Raw genomic sequence first — 19,911 nt, forward strand, 5'->3', positions numbered from 1 at the left:
TAGTTATGAACTTAAGTTTTATGTGGCATATGCACCAACCTGATTACCGCAACGAGGATGGAATTATGCAGATGCCATGGGTCTTTTTGCATGCTATAAAAGACTACTATGATATGCCGTGGATGTTAAGCCGATATAAAAATATACAAGCAACGTTTAATATAACTTCCCCTTTGATAGAGCAGTTAAAACTCTATTATAAAAATCCCGAACAATCAGACAAATTTATATTACTTTGGCTGCAAAACCCATCTTCTTTAAAAACACAAGAGAGACAATGGCTTGTGAAAATTTGTAAAAGTTCTCAGTTTGACACGATGGTAAAAGGGCTGCCGCGTTATGAAGAACTTTACAAGAAAGACTCTTTTAGTGATGATGAGGTACTGGACTTGGAAATTTTGTTTATACTCTCTTGGTGTGGAATGTATCTTAAAGAAAATAATTTACATGTAAAAAGTTTAATAAACAAAGAAAAAAATTACACGGATGAGGATAAAAAGGTACTTTTAAATGAATTGTCAAAATTTATAGGGGGCATATGGAAGTTTTATAAAGAACTTTATAATGAAAAACGTATAACAATCAGTACGACGCCTTTTTATCATCCTATCTTGCCACTACTGCTTGATATGCAAAACGCCAAAAGAGCAAATGCACATACGCAGATACCGCAAAATTATGAAAAACTTGAAGAAGATGCCCTGTTACATATACAAAAGGCAAAAGATTTGTTTTCTGACACCTTTGGCTATACAACAGATGTTTTTTGGCCTGCAGAGGGGGCAGTTGATGAAAAGAGTGTAAAACTTTTAAAATCTCTTGGTGTTAATTTTATAGCCACAGATGAAGAAATACTCTATAAGTCTTTAAACTCAAAGAGCAAAAAGCTTATTTATGCACCTTATAATTATAATAATATGCTCATAGGATTCCGTGACCATACATTGAGTGATTTGATAGGTTTTGAATATAGATATAAAAAGGCTGAGGATGCTGCACAAAATTTTATGTCACAATTGCAGTCTATAAAAAGTATTAATGACAATGCAACTGTTTTTGTCATACTAGACGGAGAAAATGCTTGGGAGTTTTATAAAAATAACGGTTTTGATTTTTTTGAAGCACTTTATAGTGCATTGGAGAAAGCATCTTGGTGTAAAACGTTAACAATGGATGAGGTGAAAGATCTGCCTTTTCGTGAGCTTATTAACTTGGCGCCGGGCAGCTGGATAAACGGCTCTTTTGATACCTGGGTCGGAGAGTATGAGAAGACGAGAGCATGGGAACTTCTTTTTTTAACAAAAAAAGATTATGAACATCATAAAGAGTCATTAAGTGATGATATAAAAGCAAAAATAACAGACAACTTTTTAGGAGCAGAGTGTTCTGATTGGTTTTGGTGGTACGGCAGTGATCATTATACAAATTTTTCTTTAGAATTTGATGCAATTTTTCGTAGGCATCTCATAAATATTTATAACCTGATTGGCATTTCAGTACCCAATGATTTGTTTATTCCTATCGGTAAAAATCAAAGCAGTACAAAATTTTGGATAAAACCGCAGTCAAAAATAACGCCCAAAATAGATGGAAAAAGAGATTCGTTTTTTGAGTGGATGGGTTGCGGTGTTATAGATGAGAGTAAACTTTTTTCAACAATGCATGCAAACACGCAACCCGTAAAAAAAATATACTACGGGCAGGATGATAATAAACTCTATTTCGCTTTTGAGGGTGATATAAAAAAGTTGTGTAAAAAGGGTATTATTAACATTATAATCGATCCTCTTGAATTGAGTAGTACAATATCTTTTAATCAAAAAAAAGTTTTTTTGCAAAATATTGAAATAAAGTTGGCATGTAAAGAGTGGCTGGAAATAAGTCTGGATAAAACGCAAATAAAGCAAAAGAAAATTTGGTTAAGATTTGAGATAGCGGACAGTTCCGGTTCCTTGCAGACTTTACCGAGTTTTGGTGAACTTGAAATAGACCTGCAAGATGATTACTCTAAAAACTGGTTTATATAAGGAAAATAAAAAAATGAAAAAAGTATCTTTATTGTTCGGAATTCATATGCATCAGCCAGTAGATAACTTTGATGAAGAAGTACAAAAAGCAGTAGAACTTTGCTATGAACCGTTTTTTCAAACAATGCTGAAATATCCGAAATTTAAGTTTTCCCTGCATTGCAGCGGCTGGCTGCTCGATAAAATAAAATCAGAGTATCCAAAGCTTTTTGAAAATATGCAGATCTTAACAAAAGAGGGCGCTATAGAGTGGCTTAGCGGAGGATATTATGAACCTGTACTAGCTTCCATAGCGTCAAATGACCGTCGGGCACAGATAAAAAAGCTCAGTAACTATATAAAAAAACATTTCAAGGTTAAACCACGAGGTTTATGGCTTGCCGAGAGAGTTTGGGAATCCTCTTTGGTGAGTGATTTGTATGCTTGCGGTATAAAATATGCAATGGTGGATGATTATCATTTTTTAAGTAATGGATATGATGCGGATAAGATGAACGGTTATTATACAACAGAAGATAATGCACGAGAATTAGAACTATTTCCGATATCTAAAGCACTTCGCTATGCACTCCCGTTTTCAAATATTGACGATGCTATAAAGTCTGTTCTGGTACATCAAAAAGAAGAAAATGCTGCTGCTGTTATATTTGACGATGCCGAAAAATTTGGACTCTGGCCAGATACAAATAAATGGGTATATGAACAAAAATGGCTGCAAAAGTTTATAGAAGCTGTTTTGGATAATGAAAATATTGTTACCCAACACTATGGTGAATATTTGCAAAAAAACAACTCTTTGGGCTTGGCATATTTAGATAACTGCTCTTATGCTGAAATGGGAGAGTGGAGTCAGCAGACAAAAGATGCGTTAGCGTTTAAAGAGGCCCAAGAGAAAGTCTTGCCTTACATCATAAAAGGCGGGATTTGGAAAAACTTTTTTATAAAATATCATGAAAGTAATTATTTGCACAAAAGAATGTTGTATTTGAGTTTACAGCAGAAAGATTTTGATAAATATTCCCTTGATGCACTCTACAGGCTTCAGACAAACGATGCTTTTTGGCATGGTGTTTTCGGCGGTTTTTATCTGCCGAGCCTGCGTGACAATGCTTACAAATATCTTCTTGAAATCCAACAGCAACGAGCCAAAGAAAATACAGCATTTGAAGTCTTGGATATTGATAAAGACGGCTATGATGAGCTCAAAGTTCTAACGTCAAATTTGAGCCTGATGTTTTCAACAAAAAACGGTGCCCAGATGATAGAGTTCGGCTCGTTTGATACGCTGTTTAACTGGCAAAATACCATTATGAGAAGGCAAGAGAGTTATCATAGTAAAATTTTGCATGCAGATATAAAAGAAAATCATACAGACAAAGCAGCTGTAACAACCATTCATAACAGAGAAGTTGCAGTGGATGAATCATTAAAAGCCGAGCTTATCTATGACTGGCATGCAAAAAATTCATTTATAGACCATTTTTCCGGTAATGAATTTAGCTTGGAAAATTTTAAAAGTTTAGTATTTCAAGAAGTGGGAGATTTCGCAAATAAGCCGTTTTTGTTAAAAAATAAAAAGTTTGTACGTAAAGGCGGTATTTATATAGCTAAGGAAAAATATCCGGCAAAACTGCAGAAAAGTTATAGTTTTGATGTCAATACAGTGCATTTAAAAAGCAAATTTAAAACTCAATACATAGATAAACTCTACTTTGCGCAGGAGTTTAATTTTCATTTTGCCCATCCTGATAAAGTAACTTTCAATGGTAAAATTTTACAAAATGATTTTAGCGAATATAATACAGAAAAACTGATAATTAATGATGATTTTACTAAAAAAACATTGGTTATTACGGCAAATCAAAAATGTAATGTTTTTGCTTTTGTTTTACATACAGTTTCACAGTCTGAGAGTGGTTTTGAAAAAATAGCACAGCAGATCAGTTTTATTTTTACGACAAGTTTTATATCAGAATTACAATTACAATTTAGCTTGGAAGTACGCAATGTCTGAGATAAGATATGACAGACTGCACAATAAATATGTGATTATTGCACCTGAACGTCTGCACCGTCCAAATCTTATAAAAAGAGAACTCCTAGAATCTGAGAAAAAGGATTGTCCTTTTTGTGAAGGACATGAAGATTTTACACCGCCTGAAATTTTTGCCCTGAGGGATAATGCGGCAAATGCAACAGGATGGCGAACAAGAGTTGTGCCCAATCTTTATAAAGCCGTGCAGATAGAAGAAGAAGATATCTCCCAAAGAGACGGATTTTTTGAATATATCAAAGGTTTCGGTGCACATGAAATCATTATAGATGCACCGTGTCATGAGAGCAGAATATCTTCTCTTTCAAAAAAAGAGATTTTTGATTGGCTACGTACTATCAATGCGCGGATAAATGATTTGGCAAAAGACAAAAGAGTCATTTATTTAAATATTTTTAAAAACAGCGGGCAAAATGCAGGGGCTTCACAGCAGCATCCGCATACGCAAATCATAGCTTTGCCGATTATGGCACAAAATACTTTAGAATTTTTAAAAAGAAATCAGGAGTATTACTCTGTTCACGGCAGAGGAATAGTACAGGATATGGTGCATAATGAAAAAGAGGTAAAAGTCAGAATCATAGATGAATTGGGCATATTTACGGCATATTGTCCATATGCAAGTTTTTTTTCTTTTGAAGTGATTATTGCTCCGAGTAAAGTAATTTCAAATATGAGCAGATGCTCCCAAGACGAACTTACAGATTTGGCACAAGTGATAAAAAATGTTTTTACAATGCTTGATACTCAGCTTGATTCTTATGATTATAATATCAGTTTTCATATTGCACCGGTAAATAAAAATTTTGAAAATGAAAAATATATGGATGATATTGCTGAAAATTTTACTTTTTATATACGAATAATGCCAAGGCTTTACACTTTAGCCGGATTTGAAATGTCTGCAGAAACGGCAATTAACGGTGTTGCACCTGAAAACTGTGCCAAATTATTGAGAGGTGAATAAAATGCATGTTCTTTTTGCAGCAAGTGAAATTTTCCCCTATGCAAAAACAGGCGGACTTGCCGATGTCTCCTACTCTTTGCCTCTTGCTTTAAAAGAGTATGTAAAAATTAGCAGAGTAATGCCTCTGTATGGATTTATGGATGAAAATAAATATCTTTTTTATGATAATTTTACTATAAGTTTAGACGGAGGGGATTACTCTGTTGCAATTTTTATAAAAGAAGAAAAAAATATTGTTACATACTTTGTAAAAGCGCCATATCTTAGTCAAACACAAAATCTTTACACAGATGAAAACGGAGATTATAAAAATAATGCACTGCGTTTTGGTATATTTTGTATGGCAATAATTGAACTTGCTTTACGACTAAATTGTAAACTTATTCATCTTAACGACTGGCATACGGCATTGGTGGCACTTTTTGTAAAAGAGCATCAGCTAAAAATAAAAACGGTTTTTACTATACATAATCTTGCTTATCAAGGTGTTTTTGAAAAATCGGCGCTCAAAACTCTGGGTATCTCTTATAAATATTTTACTATGGATGCTTTGGAATTTTACTCAAAAGTAAATTTGTTAAAGGCTGGGATTGCTTATAGTGATATGATTACTACGGTAAGTCCGACATATGCACAGGAAATTTTAACTGAGGGGTTCGGATGCGGTTTAAACGGCTTTTTGCAAAAACATAAGGAAAAACTTGTCGGCATTATAAATGGGATTGATTACACTGTTTTTAAACCTTTACAAGATAAAGGAACAAAGAGTAAGGCAAAAGCTGATTTTTGCAAAAGGTATGGCTTTGAAAATCCTAAATTACCACTTTTTATAATGGTAAGCCGTCTGGCCGAACAAAAAGGTATTGATTTGCTTATAAGCTCATTTGACGAACTGCAAAACAAAAAAATTAATCTCTTTATTTTGGGAGAGGGTGAAGCAAAATACTCTAAAGCGTTGAATAAATTTGCTAAAAAATATAGAAATTTTTCTTTTTTTCAAAGCTTTGATGAAGATTTATCGCATCAGGCATATCTTGCCTCTGATTTTTTGCTGATGCCATCAAGGTTTGAGCCTTGCGGATTAAATCAGTTGATCGCTATGAACTGCGGCAGTGTAGCAGTTGTGCATGAAGTCGGCGGGTTAAAAGACTCTGTACATGAGCAAAAAGCTGTTTGTGGGCAGGGTATTAGCTATAAAGAACAAAATAAAAAAGAGTTTTTGTATGCTATAGAGAGAGCTATGAGCCTTTATAGAGTTAAGAAAAAAATGCAAGAGATTATAGATTTTAATCTTACATGTGATTTTTCTTTTGATAAAAGTGCCAAAAAATACTTCAAAATTTATAAGAGTCTGCTATGAAATTGGGAATTGATATAGGAGGAACATATCTTCGTTATGAACTCAGAGAAAATGATAAAACAATAAAAAAATCATCTCTAAAAAGCGCACAAACAGGACTTTGTAGTTTTTTAGAGATGATTTTACATGAAGAAAAAAAGATTTCAAGCATTTTTATAGCATATGCCGGGCAGGTAAATGAGGGTGTTATTCTCTCTGCGCCAAATATAACCATAGATAAACATGAAATAAAAGCCTATATAGAAGCTAAATATAATGTAAAACTTTTTATAGAGAATGATTTAAACTGTGCAGTTTTAGCAGAAGCAAAAAGCTGTAAAACAGAAAATATTTGTGCAGTATACGCAGGAACAGGCCTGGGGCTTGGCGTTGTCAGTTCTTCTGTGCTTATAAAAGGCAGTGATAACATTGCAACAGAATTAGGGCATATTCCTTATAAAGACACCCCCTTTACATGTAACTGTGGCAAACACAACTGCATAGAACTTTTTTGCTCAGGAAGCGGACTTTTACGATGGAAGGAGTACTATAAACTCAAACCGGAGCTGAGTTTAGAACAATTACATCAAAGTAAGAAAGATGAAGCACAAAAGATTTATAATGAGTTTATTGAAGCTCTTTTGTATGCGGTGGGTACAACCATAACGCTTTTTAACCCGAAAGTTTTGGTGATTGGAGGCGGATTGATTATGCATAACAGATATTTACATGGAATTATTCAAGAAAGAATAAAAGCGTATGCTCTGCCTCTTGCTTTGAAAAATATAAAAATTACCATTTCAACATTAGAAGATGCCTCTTTGGAGGGTGCATTTTTATTAAAGGATTTGTATGAGTGAAAAATTAAATATACTTTTTGCGGCTGCAGAGGTTGTTCCTTTTGCAAAAACAGGTGGACTGGCTGATGTAGCAGGTGCTCTGCCGAAAGCTTTACAAAAGCTGGGTCATAACATTATAGTTGTAATGCCGAGATATTACAGTATCGACAAATCGAAACTGCAAAAACTTCCTGCACCTTTAGGTGTTCCTATGGGTATTATGGGGGAATTTTGGGCTGCTGTTTATAAAACAACTTTGCCGCAAAGCGAGGTAGAGATCTATTTTATAGACTATGAACACTATTTTGGGAGAAGTGGATTATACGAAGATGATAATGGCGGCTACCATGATAATGACAACCGCTTTGTGTTTTTTTCAAAAGCAGCTTTGCAGCTTTGTAAGATGCTGCAGTTTACACCGGATATTATTCACGCAAATGACTGGCATACGGCTGCTATGCCAATTCTTGCAAAAACACGGTTTGTGCATGATTTCGGCTTTGCAGCTTCAGTCTTAACGATTCACAATTTGCAGCATCAGGGACATTTTTATAAAGGTGTAATGGATGTTATGGAAGTTGGATGGGAATATTTTAATCCGCACTCTTTAGAGAGTTTGGACGGCGTCAATATTTTAAAAGGAGGTATTGCCGAAGCAGATGCAATTACAACTGTATCAAAAAAATATGCGCAGGAGATTCAAACACCTGAGTTTGGTTTTGGACTTGACGGGCACATAAGAGCGCACAACTATAAACTCTTCGGCATATTAAACGGCGTGGATTATGCTGAGTGGAATCCCTCAATTGATACATTCTTAGCACAAAATTATGATGTTGGAAATATACAGGGAAAGCTTACATGTAAGCGGAATTTACAGAAATATTTTAACCTTTCAGTACGCGATGATGTGCCTCTTATAGGCTTTGTAGGGCGTTTTGTAGAACAAAAAGGGATAGAGCTTATCGCAAGAGTAATAAATGGACTTTTGAATCATGATATACAGGTAGTGATGCTTGGTACCGGTGAGAGTTGGGCAGAAGAATTTTTTTCTGAAGTGGCTTATTTTAGAGATAATTTTGCGCTGCATGTAGGCTATTCAAATGAGTTGGCGCATAAAATAGAAGCAGGATGTGATATGTTTTTAATGCCTTCACTTTTTGAGCCCTGCGGACTTAACCAAATCTACAGTCTGCGATACGGTACACTGCCGATAGTACGTGCAACGGGAGGGCTTGATGATACAATCGTGAATTTTGATGAGGAACATCATATAGGCAACGGTTTTAAATTTTATGATGCCACACAGGAAGCACTTTATAACACTGTTTTATGGGCAGTAGATGTGTACAACAATAACAAGGAAGCATTTGAGAGAATGCAGAAATTTGCAATGCAGGAGCACTTTAGCTGGGAAGATTCGGCAAAAGAGTATGAAAAAGTGTATGATTTTGCATTAGAGCACAAACGAGGAGAAAATTATGGAATATGAAGTTTTTCACGATGTATCACTTTTTAGTGAATTTGATATTTACCTCTTTAAAGAGGGAACACATTTTCAGCTTTACAAACATTTCGGCTCGCATAAAATGCAGCGTGAAGGTGTTGAAGGTGTCTATTTTGCTGTGTGGGCGCCCAATGCAAAAAGTGTTTGCGTGCAGGGAGATTTTAATCACTACAACAGATACGCTCATTTTTTAAAAAGAAGAGAAGACGGCTCCGGCATTTGGGAAGGGTTTATATCTAATATTGAAGAAGAAATTACTTATAAATATTTTGTAGATTCCGATAATGAACATGCAAATAAAGACAAATCCGACCCTTTTGCTTTTTATGCGGAGGTGGCACCGAGTTCCGCATCAAAAATTTATGATTTGAGCGGTTATGAATGGAGTGATGCAAAATGGATGAAAAACAGAGCGAAAAACAATTCTCATAAAGCACCGATTTCAATATATGAAGTGCATTTAGGTTCATGGAAACGTAAGGTAGAAGAAGACAACCGTTTTTTAACTTATGGTGAATCTGCAAAAGAATTAGCCCTTTACCTTAATGAAATGAACTATACACATGTAGAAATCATGCCTGTCATGGAGCATCCGTTTGAAGGTTCCTGGGGCTATCAGACAACCGGATATTTTGCTCCGACATCACGCTATGGTTCACCACATGAATTTATGGAGTTTGTTGATGTTATGCACGAGCATAATATCGGTGTTATTTTAGACTGGGTGCCTTCACACTTTGTTAATGACGGGCACGGGCTTATGAATTTTGACGGAACCTGCTTGTATGAACATGCCGACCCACGCAAGGGTTATCATCCTGAGTGGAAGAGTGCCATATTTAATTATGACAGAAATGAAGTGCGCGCTTTTCTTATCAGCTCTGCAATGTTTTGGCTTGATTTGTATCATGCTGACGGCATACGAGTTGACGGTGTGGCATCTATGCTTTATCTTGATTATGCCAGAGAAGAGGGAGAATGGATACCAAATGAAGACGGCTCGAATATCAATAGGGGTGCCGTGAAGTTTTTGCAGGATTTAAATACAACCGTGTATGAAAATTTTCCCGATATTATTATGGCAGCCGAGGAATCGACAAATTACTCAATGGTGACAGGGTTGGTGGACAAAGGCGGACTCGGATTCGGTTATAAATGGAATATGGGCTGGATGCATGATATTTTAAAATATATGAAAGTAAATCCGCTCTTTCGACAGCATCATCATAAAGATTTAACATTCAGTTTTGTATATATGTTTAATGAAAGTTATATACTGCCTCTTAGTCATGATGAGGTTGTGCATATGAAAGGCTCTTTGGTAAACAAAATGCCGGGTGATAATTACAAAAAATTTGCTAATTTAAGAGCGCTTTATGCACTTATGACGGCACATCCCGGAAAAAAACTGCTTTTTATGGGCGGGGAATTTGCACAGTTTAATGAATGGCATTATGAGCAGAGTCTAGACTGGCATCTGTTGGATTATTTTGAACATCAAGGGGTGCAAAACTGTGTGAGAACATTAAACAGGCTCTATAAAGATGAGGCTTCTTTACATAGAAATGATGTAATCAATGAGGGATTTTCATGGATAGAAGAAAATGATTATAGAGCCAATGTGATAGCTTTTATCAGAAAAGGGGCAAGAAATCAAAAGCCTGTTCTCATTATATGTAATTTTGCAGATAAAGAGCATAAAAATTATCCTCTAGGTGTACCGGCAAAGGGTGTTTACAGCGAAATATTTAATTCTGATTATATTGATTTTGGAGGTTCAAGTGCAGAACTTCACATTGTGAAATCAATTGCAAAAGAGCAGCATGGACGAAAAAACAGTGTAGAAATCACATTGCCGCCGCTCAGTGTTATTTATTTGAAAAAAACAAAGTAAGGAAGGTTTTTAATGATTGAATTTGATAATGATTTTACATGGGAAAGTGATAAAAGTATAGATGAAATGATGCAGGAAGCTTATCAAAAGATTCTACTTGAAAAAGAAAACGGTGTTTCTGGGTATTTTACACTTGGAGAGGATTCTTTGGAGATTATGGAAGATGCACTTGCTTATGCTGCATCAAATGAGTTTATAAAAAAGAGTGATACGATAGTAATCATAGGTATCGGCGGTTCATCGCTTGGAACAAAAGCCATTGATTCTATTTTTAAACATCAAAACACAGATGTAAAAAAGATGCTCTTTTTGGAAAATCCTGATGAGATTGATTTGTCTGAAAAATTAGCTTCTATTGAAAAAGAAAAAACACTTTTTATAATTGTCTCAAAATCAGGTTCTACGATTGAGACCATATCTATATTTAAAGAGATTATAGAGAGATTTTCACTTGATTTTGCAGACGGTGATAAGAGTCGGGTTACTACAATAACAGATGAAGACTCCGTTTTGCATAAGTTTTCTAAGTATTACGGTATTGAATCTTTTCTTATTCCTTCAAATGTCGGAGGACGTTTTTCTGTTTTGAGTGCTGTGGGTGTCGTACCGCTTGCAATAGCCGGATACGATATGAAAAGTATTCTTGAGGGTGCATCCATTATGGCTGAGCGTTTTTTTACAAAAAAAGAGAATCATATACTAAAAAAAGCAGTTTTTTTAACAAAACATAAAAAAGAGACACCGATGAATGTAGTTTTTTCTTATGCAAACTGTTTGGAAGATTTTACTAAATGGTATGTGCAGTTGTGGGGTGAATCTTTAGGAAAAATAGACAAGCAGGGAAATCATACGGGACTTACGCCTATCGGACATATCGGTTCGGTTGATCAACACTCTTTTTTACAGCTTATTATGCAGGGTCCAAGAGATAAAACAGTGACGTTTATAAAAGTTGATAATTTTGAAAAAGATATAAAAGTACCCGATATCACGCTGAAATTCATAGAAAAAACGGATTATATCAACGGTTACAGTTTTAACGAGCTTATAGACGGAGAGTGTGAAGCTACAAAAGAGAGCATAGTAAAAGAGGGCATTAATGTTGATGCAGTTACGCTGGATGTTTTAAATGAAAAAAATATCGGAAAACTCATTATGTATTATGAACTTCTTACTTCTCTGTGCGGGATTATGCTCGGTGTCAATACATATGATCAGCCCGGCGTTGAAATTGGAAAGCAGATTTTACTCAAAAAGTTTACAAAGAGCAGCTAATTGGTATTATTTCAGTCTGTTTGTAATGACTCCTTGAACAAATGCACCCAGAACAACGTAAAAACTCAGTACAATCGTAAAACTTATGCCGAAATAACTTATCATAAGCGGCAGCCATGGGAGTTTGATTGAACGTGCATATAAAAAGGCGACAAGCAGCCCGTCAAGTGCTCCTTTTTTGCGTAACTCTTGCAGCATCGGGTACCAGATGTAGCCCGGTCCATGACTTAAAATGCCGCCAAAAAGAGCGATAAACCAGCCTTTGACTCCGCTCTCTTTGCCTAAATGTTTTGCAATGCTTTTTTCATCTATGAAGGTATTGAGCAGTGCCATCAAAAAGAAAACAATGAGTAAAATCGGGGCTATCATCTTTAAAACATTTAAACTTGCCTTAAGGGATGCAAAAATTTTATCGGGATTATAAAAATAGAGAACAACATAGAGGAGTATTACAACTATAAGCATAATAATGCCGCTTCTGTTTTTTGGCTGTTTTTTCTTACTCACGCGAAAAATCCATGGAATAAATTTAAGGTATAAACGGTTACCCATGAAATTATAAGTGCAAAAATAATGCTTAAAATATTGCGAATTATCGCAAACCTCATACCAAATATGGAAAATTCCAAAGGAAGCTGTATAACACCTAGAGTTACAAAAGAGAGTATAAATGCCGTTACCGCATAAAAAGAGACACCCTCTTTGAGCAGTTCTCCTCCAATAATGTAACTCAAAAACGGCTGCCCGACTGAGACGGCACCGGCTACCGTTCCAATAACTGTGTCATGTATCACATGTGCATTAAAAAGGGAGTGAATTATTTGCGGTGTGATATATGTTTCAAAGAGCCCGACAAGACCTATGACGGCTAAAAGCATAGGTGTTATCATCCACAGGTTTTTTAAAGTATTTATACTGGCTGTTTTTATTTTTTGCATTATCGCTGACTTCATATTTTGATTATAGGGTATAAAATATTAATAAACAACAAAAATAGCTTTTTTTAGATTGTTTTTTTGCATATTTACTTGAAAAGGTATACAATAAATAAAAGCGATATAAAGGCAAAAAAGATGAATAAATTAGTTGCTGAAGATATGTACTATTTAATGATTCTGGGGCGTGCATTTGAGTATGGGGCAAAAGAGAACTATATGAAAGGAAATGTATCAGGATTTTTACATTTGGATATTGGACAGGAGGCTTTTAGTGTCGCTGCCATAAAAGCTTTTGAAAAAGGCGATATATTTTCAGGCTACCGCGAACATATTATGGCAATAACACGTGGGATAGAACCAAAAGCAATAATGGCTGAACTTTTTGGAAAAAGTACCGGCGTGAGCGGTGGAAAAGGCGGTTCTATGCATCTTTTTGAGCCTTCAAGATTTTTTTACGGCGGTGATGCTATAGTCGGCGGGCAACTCCCAAATGCAGTCGGCTGTGCCTACGCAAGAGATTTGCAGGGCAGTGAGGAGGGTGTGATGGTAATTTTCGGCGACGGAGCAACAAACGGCGGTGCATTTTTTGAATCATTAAATATAGCTGCTGCACATAAACTTCCGCTTCTTTTTGTATGTGAAAATAACCAATATGCAATAGCTACTAAAATAACGAGAGTTGCACCTTTTAAAGAACAGGCAAAAAAAGCCGAACCTTATATGCTGACATATTCTGTGGATGGTATGGATGCAGAGGCTGTATATGAGTGTGTGAAAAAAGCTAAAAAGCAGATTGAAGAGGGGCATGGACCAATTTTTATAGAGGCTTTTACCTGCAGATACGAGGGACATTCAGTGAGTGATTCTAATGCTTACCGTTCAGCGCAGGAAATGAAACACTGCAAGGCAAAAGATCCGATAGAATATTTTAAAAATGAGCTTAAAGAAAAATGGCTGTGCACAGATAAAGAGCTAGAAGAGATAGAGGCAAAAGTACAAAAAACAATTCAAGAAGCAGTAGAGTATGCTGAGAATTCTCCCCAACCGGAGTTGAGAGTACTATATGAAAATGTTTTTGATGAGGAAGCTTAATATGTTGTATCGTGAAGCATTAAACAGGGCACTTGATGAAATGATGAGCGCGGATGATACAGTCGTTACGCTTGGTGAAGATGTTGGACTTTACGGAGGAAGTTTCCGTGTGACCGAAGGACTGGTTGAAAAGTACGGTGAGAAAAGAGTCATTGATACACCTATAGCAGAGCTGAGCATTGTAGGCAATGCTGTAGGAATGGCCATTGGAGGACTGCGTCCTGTGGCTGAGTTAATGACGGGAAATTTTTCACTGCTTGCATTTGATCAGATTATCAATCATATGGCAAAACTGCATTATATGAGTAACGGTAAAATTATATTGCCTATGGTTGTTCGATTTCCGCAGGGAGTAAGTCGTCAACTTGGGGCACAACACAGTGAAAGTTATGAGCAGATGTTATCTGCTGTACCGGGATTAAGAGTCCTTAGTGTCAATGACGTAAATTATGCCTATCATGCTTTAAAACATGTTGTTTTATTGGATGATCCTGTTATTTTTATAGAACATGAATTGCTGTATAACAAAAAAGGGGAAGTTGATTTTGAGCAGGAGCTTGATCCTTTTAAGGCAAGAATCGCCAAAGAAGGCAGTGATATTACGATAGTGAGCTATTTGAAAATACTTGATGATGTGCTGCTTGCGGTTCCTGAAATAGAAAAAGAGTTGGGATGCTCTTGTGAAGTAATCGATTTGTGCTCTTTAAACCCGGTAGATTATGAAACACTCAGCAAGTCAATGGAGAAAACATCACGCTTGGTAATGGTTGAAGAAGATCATAAAACAGGAGGCTACGGCGCACAAATAGTCTCCTGGGCGGCAGAGGAGATGTTTTATGCTTTAGATGCAGCTCCTTTGCGTTTGGCAGGAGAGGATGTACCGATTCCTTATAACAGAAGTTTAGAACTTGCAAGTATTCCTACACCGGAGTCCATCGTTCGTGATATTGTAGCGTGGGGAAAGAAAAACGATGTATGAAATAGTAATGCCGCAGCTCTCAGACTCGATGGATGAGGGCAAGCTAATAAGCTGGAAAGTCAAAGAGGGACAAAAAGTAAATCCGGGAGATGTGATTGCCGAAGTTGAAAGTGACAAGGCGATTATGGAGATGCAGAGTTTTAAAAGTGGTGTTGTTAAAGAAATAACGGCTAAAGAGGGTGATGTTGTTCCTGTAGGGGAAGTTATCGCTAAAATTGAAACAGGCGGTGTAAAAGATGCAAAAGAGTCAACGTCAGCAGCAACTGATGAACTACCGGTGAAAAAACCAGCGCCAAAGCCTGTAGTAAAACAAGAGCCAAAACCCACAGTTAAAAAAGAAACAAAAACAGAGCCAAATCTCCAGACATCTGTTATAAAACATATATCTAAAGAAGCCACAAGCGGTATATCTCCAAAAGCAAGAGCCAAAGCTGGACAGTATGGAATTGATACGCAAATAATTGCGCAAAAAACATCCAAAAGCGTGTTACATGTAGAGGATGTAGAGGAGTACTTAAGAGAGCATTATTTTACGCCAAAAGCATTAAAACTTTTGGATAAGTACGGCTTGGATATTGCAACATTTGAACTCAATCATAAAATTGACGAAACAGAAATTCAAGAGTTTATTGCAAACAACGAAACACCTCTGCCGCAGCCTTTGAGCCAGATGCAAAAGGCAATTATTGCCAATGTCACGGCTTCGGCACAAAAACCTGTTTATCATCTGTATGAGCATATTGATGCGGCATTGTTTGTAAAAAATGAGGCTTACAGCATTACGGCCTGGCTTATAAAGATTTTTGCAAAAGTGATGATGGCGCATGACTCTTTTCGCGCGCGTCTGCAAAATGATGCGCTTATCATAAGCTCCAACGCTTCAATTTCTGTGGCAGTGGCAGACAGTCAAAATCTTTATATGCCGGTTGTAAAAGATGCAAATAAACGCTCTATTGCAGAAATTGCAAAAGAGCTTGAAAACTTTAAAACAAAGCTCAAAGAAAACTCTTTTACTGCAGCAGATATGCAGGGTTCAAGCTTTAGCATTTCAAATCTGGGCATGCTGGGAGTGGAGCGTTTTGATGCCATGATAAACAAAAATGACTCAGGTGTCGTGGCTGTGGGCAGAGTGAATGAAGGGAAAATTTCTATAACACTAAGTGCCGATCATAGGTTGATAAACGGTTATGAAGCAGCACTCTTTATACAGGATGTCAAACAAGAGGTGCAAAATCCTCTGTTTTTTCAGAATCCACACTAAAATCTGGGTTGAGTTGCTTCAAAGCCTAAACGGCGAAGCTAAAGCATCGCTTCCAAAGAGCCAAGAAAATAATTTAAAATCAGAAGAGGGGTAAAATATGTACGACATAATTTTCATCGGCGGTGGATTGAACTATGCCGGGGCAATCGTTGCTGCTAAAAACGGAAAAAAAGTGGCTTTAATTGAAAAAGATATGAAGCAGCTCGGCGGTGTTTGTCTGCATAAAGGGTGTATTCCTTCTAAAATGTTTTTACATTATGCAAATGTTGTGTATGAGAGTAAAAGTGATATTTTAGAGGGTGAAGCAGTACTTTGTATGCAAAAACTTTTTCATAAAAAAACAAATTTGATAGAGAACGCGTGGCATGCAATTACAAAACAGTGCTCTCATGTAGATTTAATAGAGGGCGAAGCAAAGCTCAAAGAGCCGCATAAGGTCGAAATAAACGGTGAGATTCTTGAAGCCGAGCATATAGTCATGGGAACGGGTTCACATTCTTTTGTTCCTGAGGGTATCGAATATAATACTAAAGATATTATTGTGAGTGATGAAGTTTTAATGATGCAGGAACTGCCGAAAAAAATTGCCATTTACGGCGTCGGGGCAATAGGGCTGGAAATGGCAAGCTTCTTTGCAACGGCAGGCGTAGAAGTGACGCTTATCAATCACAGCGGCAAAATTTTAAAACAGTCAAATCCACTTATTCAAAAAGAGATAAAAAACCAGCTGGAAAAAATCGGTGTGAAAATTCTTGAAAACCACGGGATAAAAACAGCAAAAAGTACAAAAAAAGGCGTGCATATTACATTTGAAGACAAAAGCAGTATATATATACCTGTTTTGCTTGTAGCAGCAGGACGCAGACCAAATGTAGATTTTCTTACATGTAAAGATATAAAAGTTGAAAAAGGCATTGTAACCGACAGGTTTTTTGAGACAACGCTTGCAAAACATTACGCCATAGGCGATTGTAACGGCAAACTCCAACTTGCACATGCCGCAAGAGCGGAGGTTTTGAATGTCACGGAACGTATTTTGGGAAAGAATCCGCGTCCATTAAATCTTGATCATGTTGTAAAGTTTATTCATATCCTGCCTATGAGTTATGCTGTCGTGGGCAAAACCGATGGTGAGAAATCAGGTGTTGTGCCTTTGAGTCAGTTTCCATATTCCGCGTATAATCATGCTTCTGCGGGCTTGATGATTAGTTACACAGACAATAATGGGTTTATAGTCGGTGCTGAAATTTTGGCACCAAATGCAGAGGAATTAGCAGCAATAGTCGGTATGAGCCTTGCAGGTGAGATGGATGCAGCACAGGCAAAAAGAACCATTTTTGGACACCCTACATTTAGTGAAGCATTAGAGAGAACATTTTATAAATTATAAAGTATCTTCAAAAAGGAGTTTTGATGATATATAAGCCAAAAATAAAAGTACCAAACCCGGAATTTTTACAAAACATGCAAAGTATTCTAAAATCGAATGCATTAACAGCAGTATGTGAAGAAGCAGCCTGTCCAAACAGGGCAGAGTGCTATGCGCGAAACAGTGCTACGTTTATGATTCTAGGCGACACATGCACAAGAGCATGTACTTTTTGTAATGTAAAAACAGGACATGGTAAAGATGTTGATATAAATGAGCCACAACGTTTGGCTAAGGCTATAAAAGAGCTGCAGTTAAAGTATGTTGTAATTACTTCAGTGGATAGAGATGATTTAAAAGACTATGGTTCAAAGCATTTTACTGCATGTGTGCAGGCAATAAAAGAGCAAAATCCAAATACAAAAATAGAACTTTTAACACCTGATTTTAAGTACAACACAGAAGCTTTAGATACCATAATAAGCGCAAATGCTCACAAGCTTGCACATAATCAGGAGACCATAAGACGTCTGAGTAAAGGTGTGCGTCCACAAAGTAATTATGATCGTTCGTTAAAAGTTTTAGAGTATTATGCAAAAAATTCAGGGTTACATGTAAAGTCTTCTTTGATGCTTGGACTCGGTGAAACAAAGGAGGAACTCTTAGTAACAATGAAAGAACTTCTGGATGTCGGTGTAAGTGAATTGACGCTGGGACAGTATTTGCAGCCGACTCCGTCACATCACAAGGTACAAAAATATTACCCGCCGGAATTTTTTGACGAGATGAAAGAAGAGGCTTTAGGTATGGGTTTTAGGGCTGTAGCATCGGGTATTTTGGTGAGAAGTTCTTATTTTGCAGAAAATTTGGGAGAATGAAATGAGTAAAGCAAGGTTGGTTTTGGTGCGTCACGGGCAAAGTATTTATAATCAAAAAAATATTTTTACAGGATGGACAGATATTGATTTAAGTGAACAGGGCATAGATGAAGCAAAAAAAGCCGGACTACTTTTGAAAAAAAATAATATTTATCCAGATATTTGCTTTACATCCTGGCTCAATCGTGCCATTCATACTGCACAGATTTTGCTAAAAGAGTTGGAGTGGGAGCATATCGATTCGCTTAGAAGTTATAAACTCAACGAAAGGCACTATGGTGATTGGCAGGGTAGAGATAAAGATGAGGTAAAAAATGAATATGGAGAAGAAAAATTTTTAGCCGTAAGACGCGGCTATGATGTAGCTCCACCACCACTCAAACCCAATGACGCAAGATGTGTTTCAAATGATAAAAAATATGCAAATATTGATAAAAAGCTTTTACCCCTGAATGAATCGCTCAAAGATACAAAAAAAAGAGTCTTAGAGTATTATTCAGAGCAGATTATTTCTAAACTGCAGGAACAAAAAACAGTTTTAATTTCGGCACATGGAAACTCTTTACGTGCTTTGGTGATGGAATTAGAACAAATCAGTGAAACAAATATAGTCTCTTTTGAGATACCAACGGGAGAAATAATTGTATATACTTTTGACTGTGATATGAAAATTATAGAGAAAAATGTTTTAATAGGTTAAAATATCAAGATATATTGATATTAATATAATTTGTGTTATAATTAAACTCTTAGTTAAAAGGAAAAAAATGAAAGAATTTTTTGCATATGGTGAAAAAGTACCCGGGTATGATGTCCGGATGTTGAATGAACGTGAGGCCAGAGCAGCAGCTGCAATACTTTTTGTAGGTGCTTTTTTAGGCCTTACAAATGGTGTGATGTTAGGAACGGCAGTATTTTCCGAATATTTTGTGAGTTTTTTTGCAATTGATTTTACAATGCGAGTTATTCAACCGCGATATGCCCCAAGTTTGTTGTTAGGACGTTTTTTTGTGCGTAATCAAACACCTGAGTATGTAGGCGCAGCACAAAAAAGATTTGCCTGGGCTTTGGGAATGATTTTGGCATGGCCTATGTTTTATTATCTTGTGATTGATTTTCAGCCAAACCCGCTGAAAGTATTAGTATGTCTTATTTGTATGGGACTGCTCTTTTTTGAATCTGCTTTTTCCGTATGTTTGGGCTGTAAAATTTTTAATCTTGTTAAAAGAGAAAAGGCAACACATTGCCCCGGTGATGTTTGTGAAATGAAGATTAAAGAACCTATTCAAAGATTTAACCCTATACAAAAGATAATAGTTATACTTACCGCGATTGCTATGTTCTATGGGGCATTTGCCTATATGACAAAACTACCCGACAGAACAAACTTGACTAAAAAAATGAAAAAAATAATGACGAGTGATGCAGAATTGCAAAGAATTGAAGATGAAAAAGCCGATCAAGAGTTTGAAAACGACGATTTTTAGAAATTA

17 protein-coding genes and 1 pseudogene are annotated in these 19,911 nt (G+C 36.4%); 16 read left to right on the plus strand and 2 right to left on the minus strand.

Annotation, left to right across the window (positions count from 1 at the left end; translation table 11 throughout):
• Window positions 1-5: 5 nt before the first annotated feature.
• From SAUT_RS02370 to SAUT_RS02405, 8 genes are read left to right on the plus strand one after another with little or no spacing between them, the layout of a single operon-like run.
• Window positions 6-2,027, plus strand: a complete 2,022-nt coding sequence (locus SAUT_RS02370) for a glycoside hydrolase family 57 protein (RefSeq protein WP_013326278.1) — start codon at window positions 6-8, stop codon at window positions 2,025-2,027.
• A gap of 13 nt (window positions 2,028-2,040) precedes the next feature.
• On the plus strand, window positions 2,041-4,041 hold the full coding sequence (locus SAUT_RS02375; protein ID WP_013326279.1) for an alpha-amylase/4-alpha-glucanotransferase domain-containing protein: 2,001 nt from the start codon (window positions 2,041-2,043) through the stop codon (window positions 4,039-4,041).
• Window positions 4,034-5,047, plus strand: coding sequence for a galactose-1-phosphate uridylyltransferase (gene galT / locus SAUT_RS02380; protein WP_013326280.1), 1,014 nt, complete (start codon window positions 4,034-4,036; stop codon window positions 5,045-5,047). Before SAUT_RS02375 ends, galT begins: the two co-directional genes overlap by 8 nt.
• 1 nt (window position 5,048) lies before the next feature.
• Entirely contained in the window at window positions 5,049-6,407 is a 1,359-nt protein-coding gene (locus SAUT_RS02385; protein WP_013326281.1) for a glycogen synthase, read from the plus strand.
• Complete coding sequence (locus SAUT_RS02390; protein ID WP_013326282.1) at window positions 6,404-7,246, plus strand: ROK family protein; 843 nt, start codon at window positions 6,404-6,406, stop codon at window positions 7,244-7,246. The genes SAUT_RS02385 and SAUT_RS02390 overlap by 4 nt, the downstream gene beginning before the upstream one ends.
• Window positions 7,239-8,717: a glycogen synthase GlgA gene (gene glgA / locus SAUT_RS02395; RefSeq protein WP_013326283.1), complete on the plus strand. Its 1,479-nt coding sequence runs from the start codon at window positions 7,239-7,241 to the stop codon at window positions 8,715-8,717. The genes SAUT_RS02390 and glgA overlap by 8 nt, the downstream gene beginning before the upstream one ends.
• Window positions 8,707-10,626, plus strand: a complete 1,920-nt coding sequence (glgB, locus tag SAUT_RS02400) for a 1,4-alpha-glucan branching protein GlgB (protein WP_013326284.1) — start codon at window positions 8,707-8,709, stop codon at window positions 10,624-10,626. Before glgA ends, glgB begins: the two co-directional genes overlap by 11 nt.
• Before the next feature lie 12 nt (window positions 10,627-10,638).
• On the plus strand, window positions 10,639-11,901 hold the full coding sequence (locus SAUT_RS02405; protein ID WP_013326285.1) for a glucose-6-phosphate isomerase: 1,263 nt from the start codon (window positions 10,639-10,641) through the stop codon (window positions 11,899-11,901).
• 6 nt (window positions 11,902-11,907) lie between these two features.
• On the opposite strand, the gene SAUT_RS02410 is transcribed toward SAUT_RS02405, so the two are convergent.
• The gene (locus SAUT_RS02410; RefSeq protein WP_013326286.1) at window positions 11,908-12,408 is read right to left on the minus strand and encodes a permease; all 501 of its coding nucleotides are present in this window, start codon (window positions 12,406-12,408) and stop codon (window positions 11,908-11,910) included.
• The gene (locus SAUT_RS02415; protein WP_245534119.1) at window positions 12,405-12,854 is read right to left on the minus strand and encodes a permease; all 450 of its coding nucleotides are present in this window, start codon (window positions 12,852-12,854) and stop codon (window positions 12,405-12,407) included. Before SAUT_RS02415 ends, SAUT_RS02410 begins: the two co-directional genes overlap by 4 nt.
• A gap of 120 nt (window positions 12,855-12,974) precedes the next feature.
• Between SAUT_RS02415 and SAUT_RS02420 the strand changes: the two genes are divergently transcribed.
• From SAUT_RS02420 to SAUT_RS02450, 8 genes and pseudogenes are all read left to right on the plus strand, one after another.
• Entirely contained in the window at window positions 12,975-13,931 is a 957-nt protein-coding gene (locus tag SAUT_RS02420) for a thiamine pyrophosphate-dependent dehydrogenase E1 component subunit alpha (protein WP_013326288.1), read from the plus strand.
• Window position 13,932: 1 nt separating this feature from the next.
• Window positions 13,933-14,445, plus strand: a pseudogene (locus SAUT_RS11630) (alpha-ketoacid dehydrogenase subunit beta); the annotation flags it as partial.
• Window positions 14,446-14,910, plus strand: coding sequence for a transketolase C-terminal domain-containing protein (locus SAUT_RS11635; protein WP_425358064.1), 465 nt, complete (start codon window positions 14,446-14,448; stop codon window positions 14,908-14,910).
• Window positions 14,903-16,171: a dihydrolipoamide acetyltransferase family protein gene (locus SAUT_RS02430; protein WP_013326290.1), complete on the plus strand. Its 1,269-nt coding sequence runs from the start codon at window positions 14,903-14,905 to the stop codon at window positions 16,169-16,171. The genes SAUT_RS11635 and SAUT_RS02430 overlap by 8 nt, the downstream gene beginning before the upstream one ends.
• A 97-nt stretch (window positions 16,172-16,268) precedes the next feature.
• The gene (locus SAUT_RS02435; RefSeq protein WP_013326291.1) at window positions 16,269-17,561 is read left to right on the plus strand and encodes a dihydrolipoyl dehydrogenase family protein; all 1,293 of its coding nucleotides are present in this window, start codon (window positions 16,269-16,271) and stop codon (window positions 17,559-17,561) included.
• Between the two features lie 23 nt (window positions 17,562-17,584).
• Complete coding sequence (lipA, locus tag SAUT_RS02440) at window positions 17,585-18,418, plus strand: lipoyl synthase (RefSeq protein ID WP_013326292.1); 834 nt, start codon at window positions 17,585-17,587, stop codon at window positions 18,416-18,418.
• A gap of 1 nt (window position 18,419) precedes the next feature.
• Window positions 18,420-19,118 carry a 2,3-bisphosphoglycerate-dependent phosphoglycerate mutase gene (locus SAUT_RS02445; protein ID WP_013326293.1) on the plus strand — a complete coding sequence of 233 codons (699 nt, stop codon included), beginning with the start codon at window positions 18,420-18,422 and terminating at the stop codon, window positions 19,116-19,118.
• A 67-nt stretch (window positions 19,119-19,185) separates the two neighbouring features.
• Entirely contained in the window at window positions 19,186-19,905 is a 720-nt protein-coding gene (locus SAUT_RS02450) for a DUF4395 domain-containing protein (protein ID WP_013326294.1), read from the plus strand.
• The last annotated feature ends 6 nt before the right edge of the window (window positions 19,906-19,911 follow it).

This window comes from Sulfurimonas autotrophica DSM 16294, from assembly GCF_000147355.1.
Taxonomy (GTDB): domain Bacteria; phylum Campylobacterota; class Campylobacteria; order Campylobacterales; family Sulfurimonadaceae; genus Sulfurimonas; species Sulfurimonas autotrophica.

Bases quoted from the DNA above. Each gene is read 5' to 3' on its own strand.
- SAUT_RS02370 (WP_013326278.1), top strand. From the start codon at position 6: ATGAACTTAAGTTTTATGTGGCATATGCACCAACCTGATTACCGCAAC.
- SAUT_RS02375 (WP_013326279.1), top strand. From the start codon at position 2,041: ATGAAAAAAGTATCTTTATTGTTCGGAATTCATATGCATCAGCCAGTA.
- galT (WP_013326280.1), top strand. From the start codon at position 4,034: ATGTCTGAGATAAGATATGACAGACTGCACAATAAATATGTGATTATT.
- SAUT_RS02385 (WP_013326281.1), top strand. From the start codon at position 5,049: ATGCATGTTCTTTTTGCAGCAAGTGAAATTTTCCCCTATGCAAAAACA.
- SAUT_RS02390 (WP_013326282.1), top strand. From the start codon at position 6,404: ATGAAATTGGGAATTGATATAGGAGGAACATATCTTCGTTATGAACTC.
- glgA (WP_013326283.1), top strand. From the start codon at position 7,239: ATGAGTGAAAAATTAAATATACTTTTTGCGGCTGCAGAGGTTGTTCCT.
- glgB (WP_013326284.1), top strand. From the start codon at position 8,707: ATGGAATATGAAGTTTTTCACGATGTATCACTTTTTAGTGAATTTGAT.
- SAUT_RS02405 (WP_013326285.1), top strand. From the start codon at position 10,639: ATGATTGAATTTGATAATGATTTTACATGGGAAAGTGATAAAAGTATA.
- SAUT_RS02415 (WP_245534119.1), bottom strand. From the start codon at position 12,854: ATGAAGTCAGCGATAATGCAAAAAATAAAAACAGCCAGTATAAATACT.
- SAUT_RS02420 (WP_013326288.1), top strand. From the start codon at position 12,975: ATGAATAAATTAGTTGCTGAAGATATGTACTATTTAATGATTCTGGGG.
- SAUT_RS02430 (WP_013326290.1), top strand. From the start codon at position 14,903: ATGTATGAAATAGTAATGCCGCAGCTCTCAGACTCGATGGATGAGGGC.
- SAUT_RS02435 (WP_013326291.1), top strand. From the start codon at position 16,269: ATGTACGACATAATTTTCATCGGCGGTGGATTGAACTATGCCGGGGCA.
- lipA (WP_013326292.1), top strand. From the start codon at position 17,585: ATGATATATAAGCCAAAAATAAAAGTACCAAACCCGGAATTTTTACAA.
- SAUT_RS02445 (WP_013326293.1), top strand. From the start codon at position 18,420: ATGAGTAAAGCAAGGTTGGTTTTGGTGCGTCACGGGCAAAGTATTTAT.
- SAUT_RS02450 (WP_013326294.1), top strand. From the start codon at position 19,186: ATGAAAGAATTTTTTGCATATGGTGAAAAAGTACCCGGGTATGATGTC.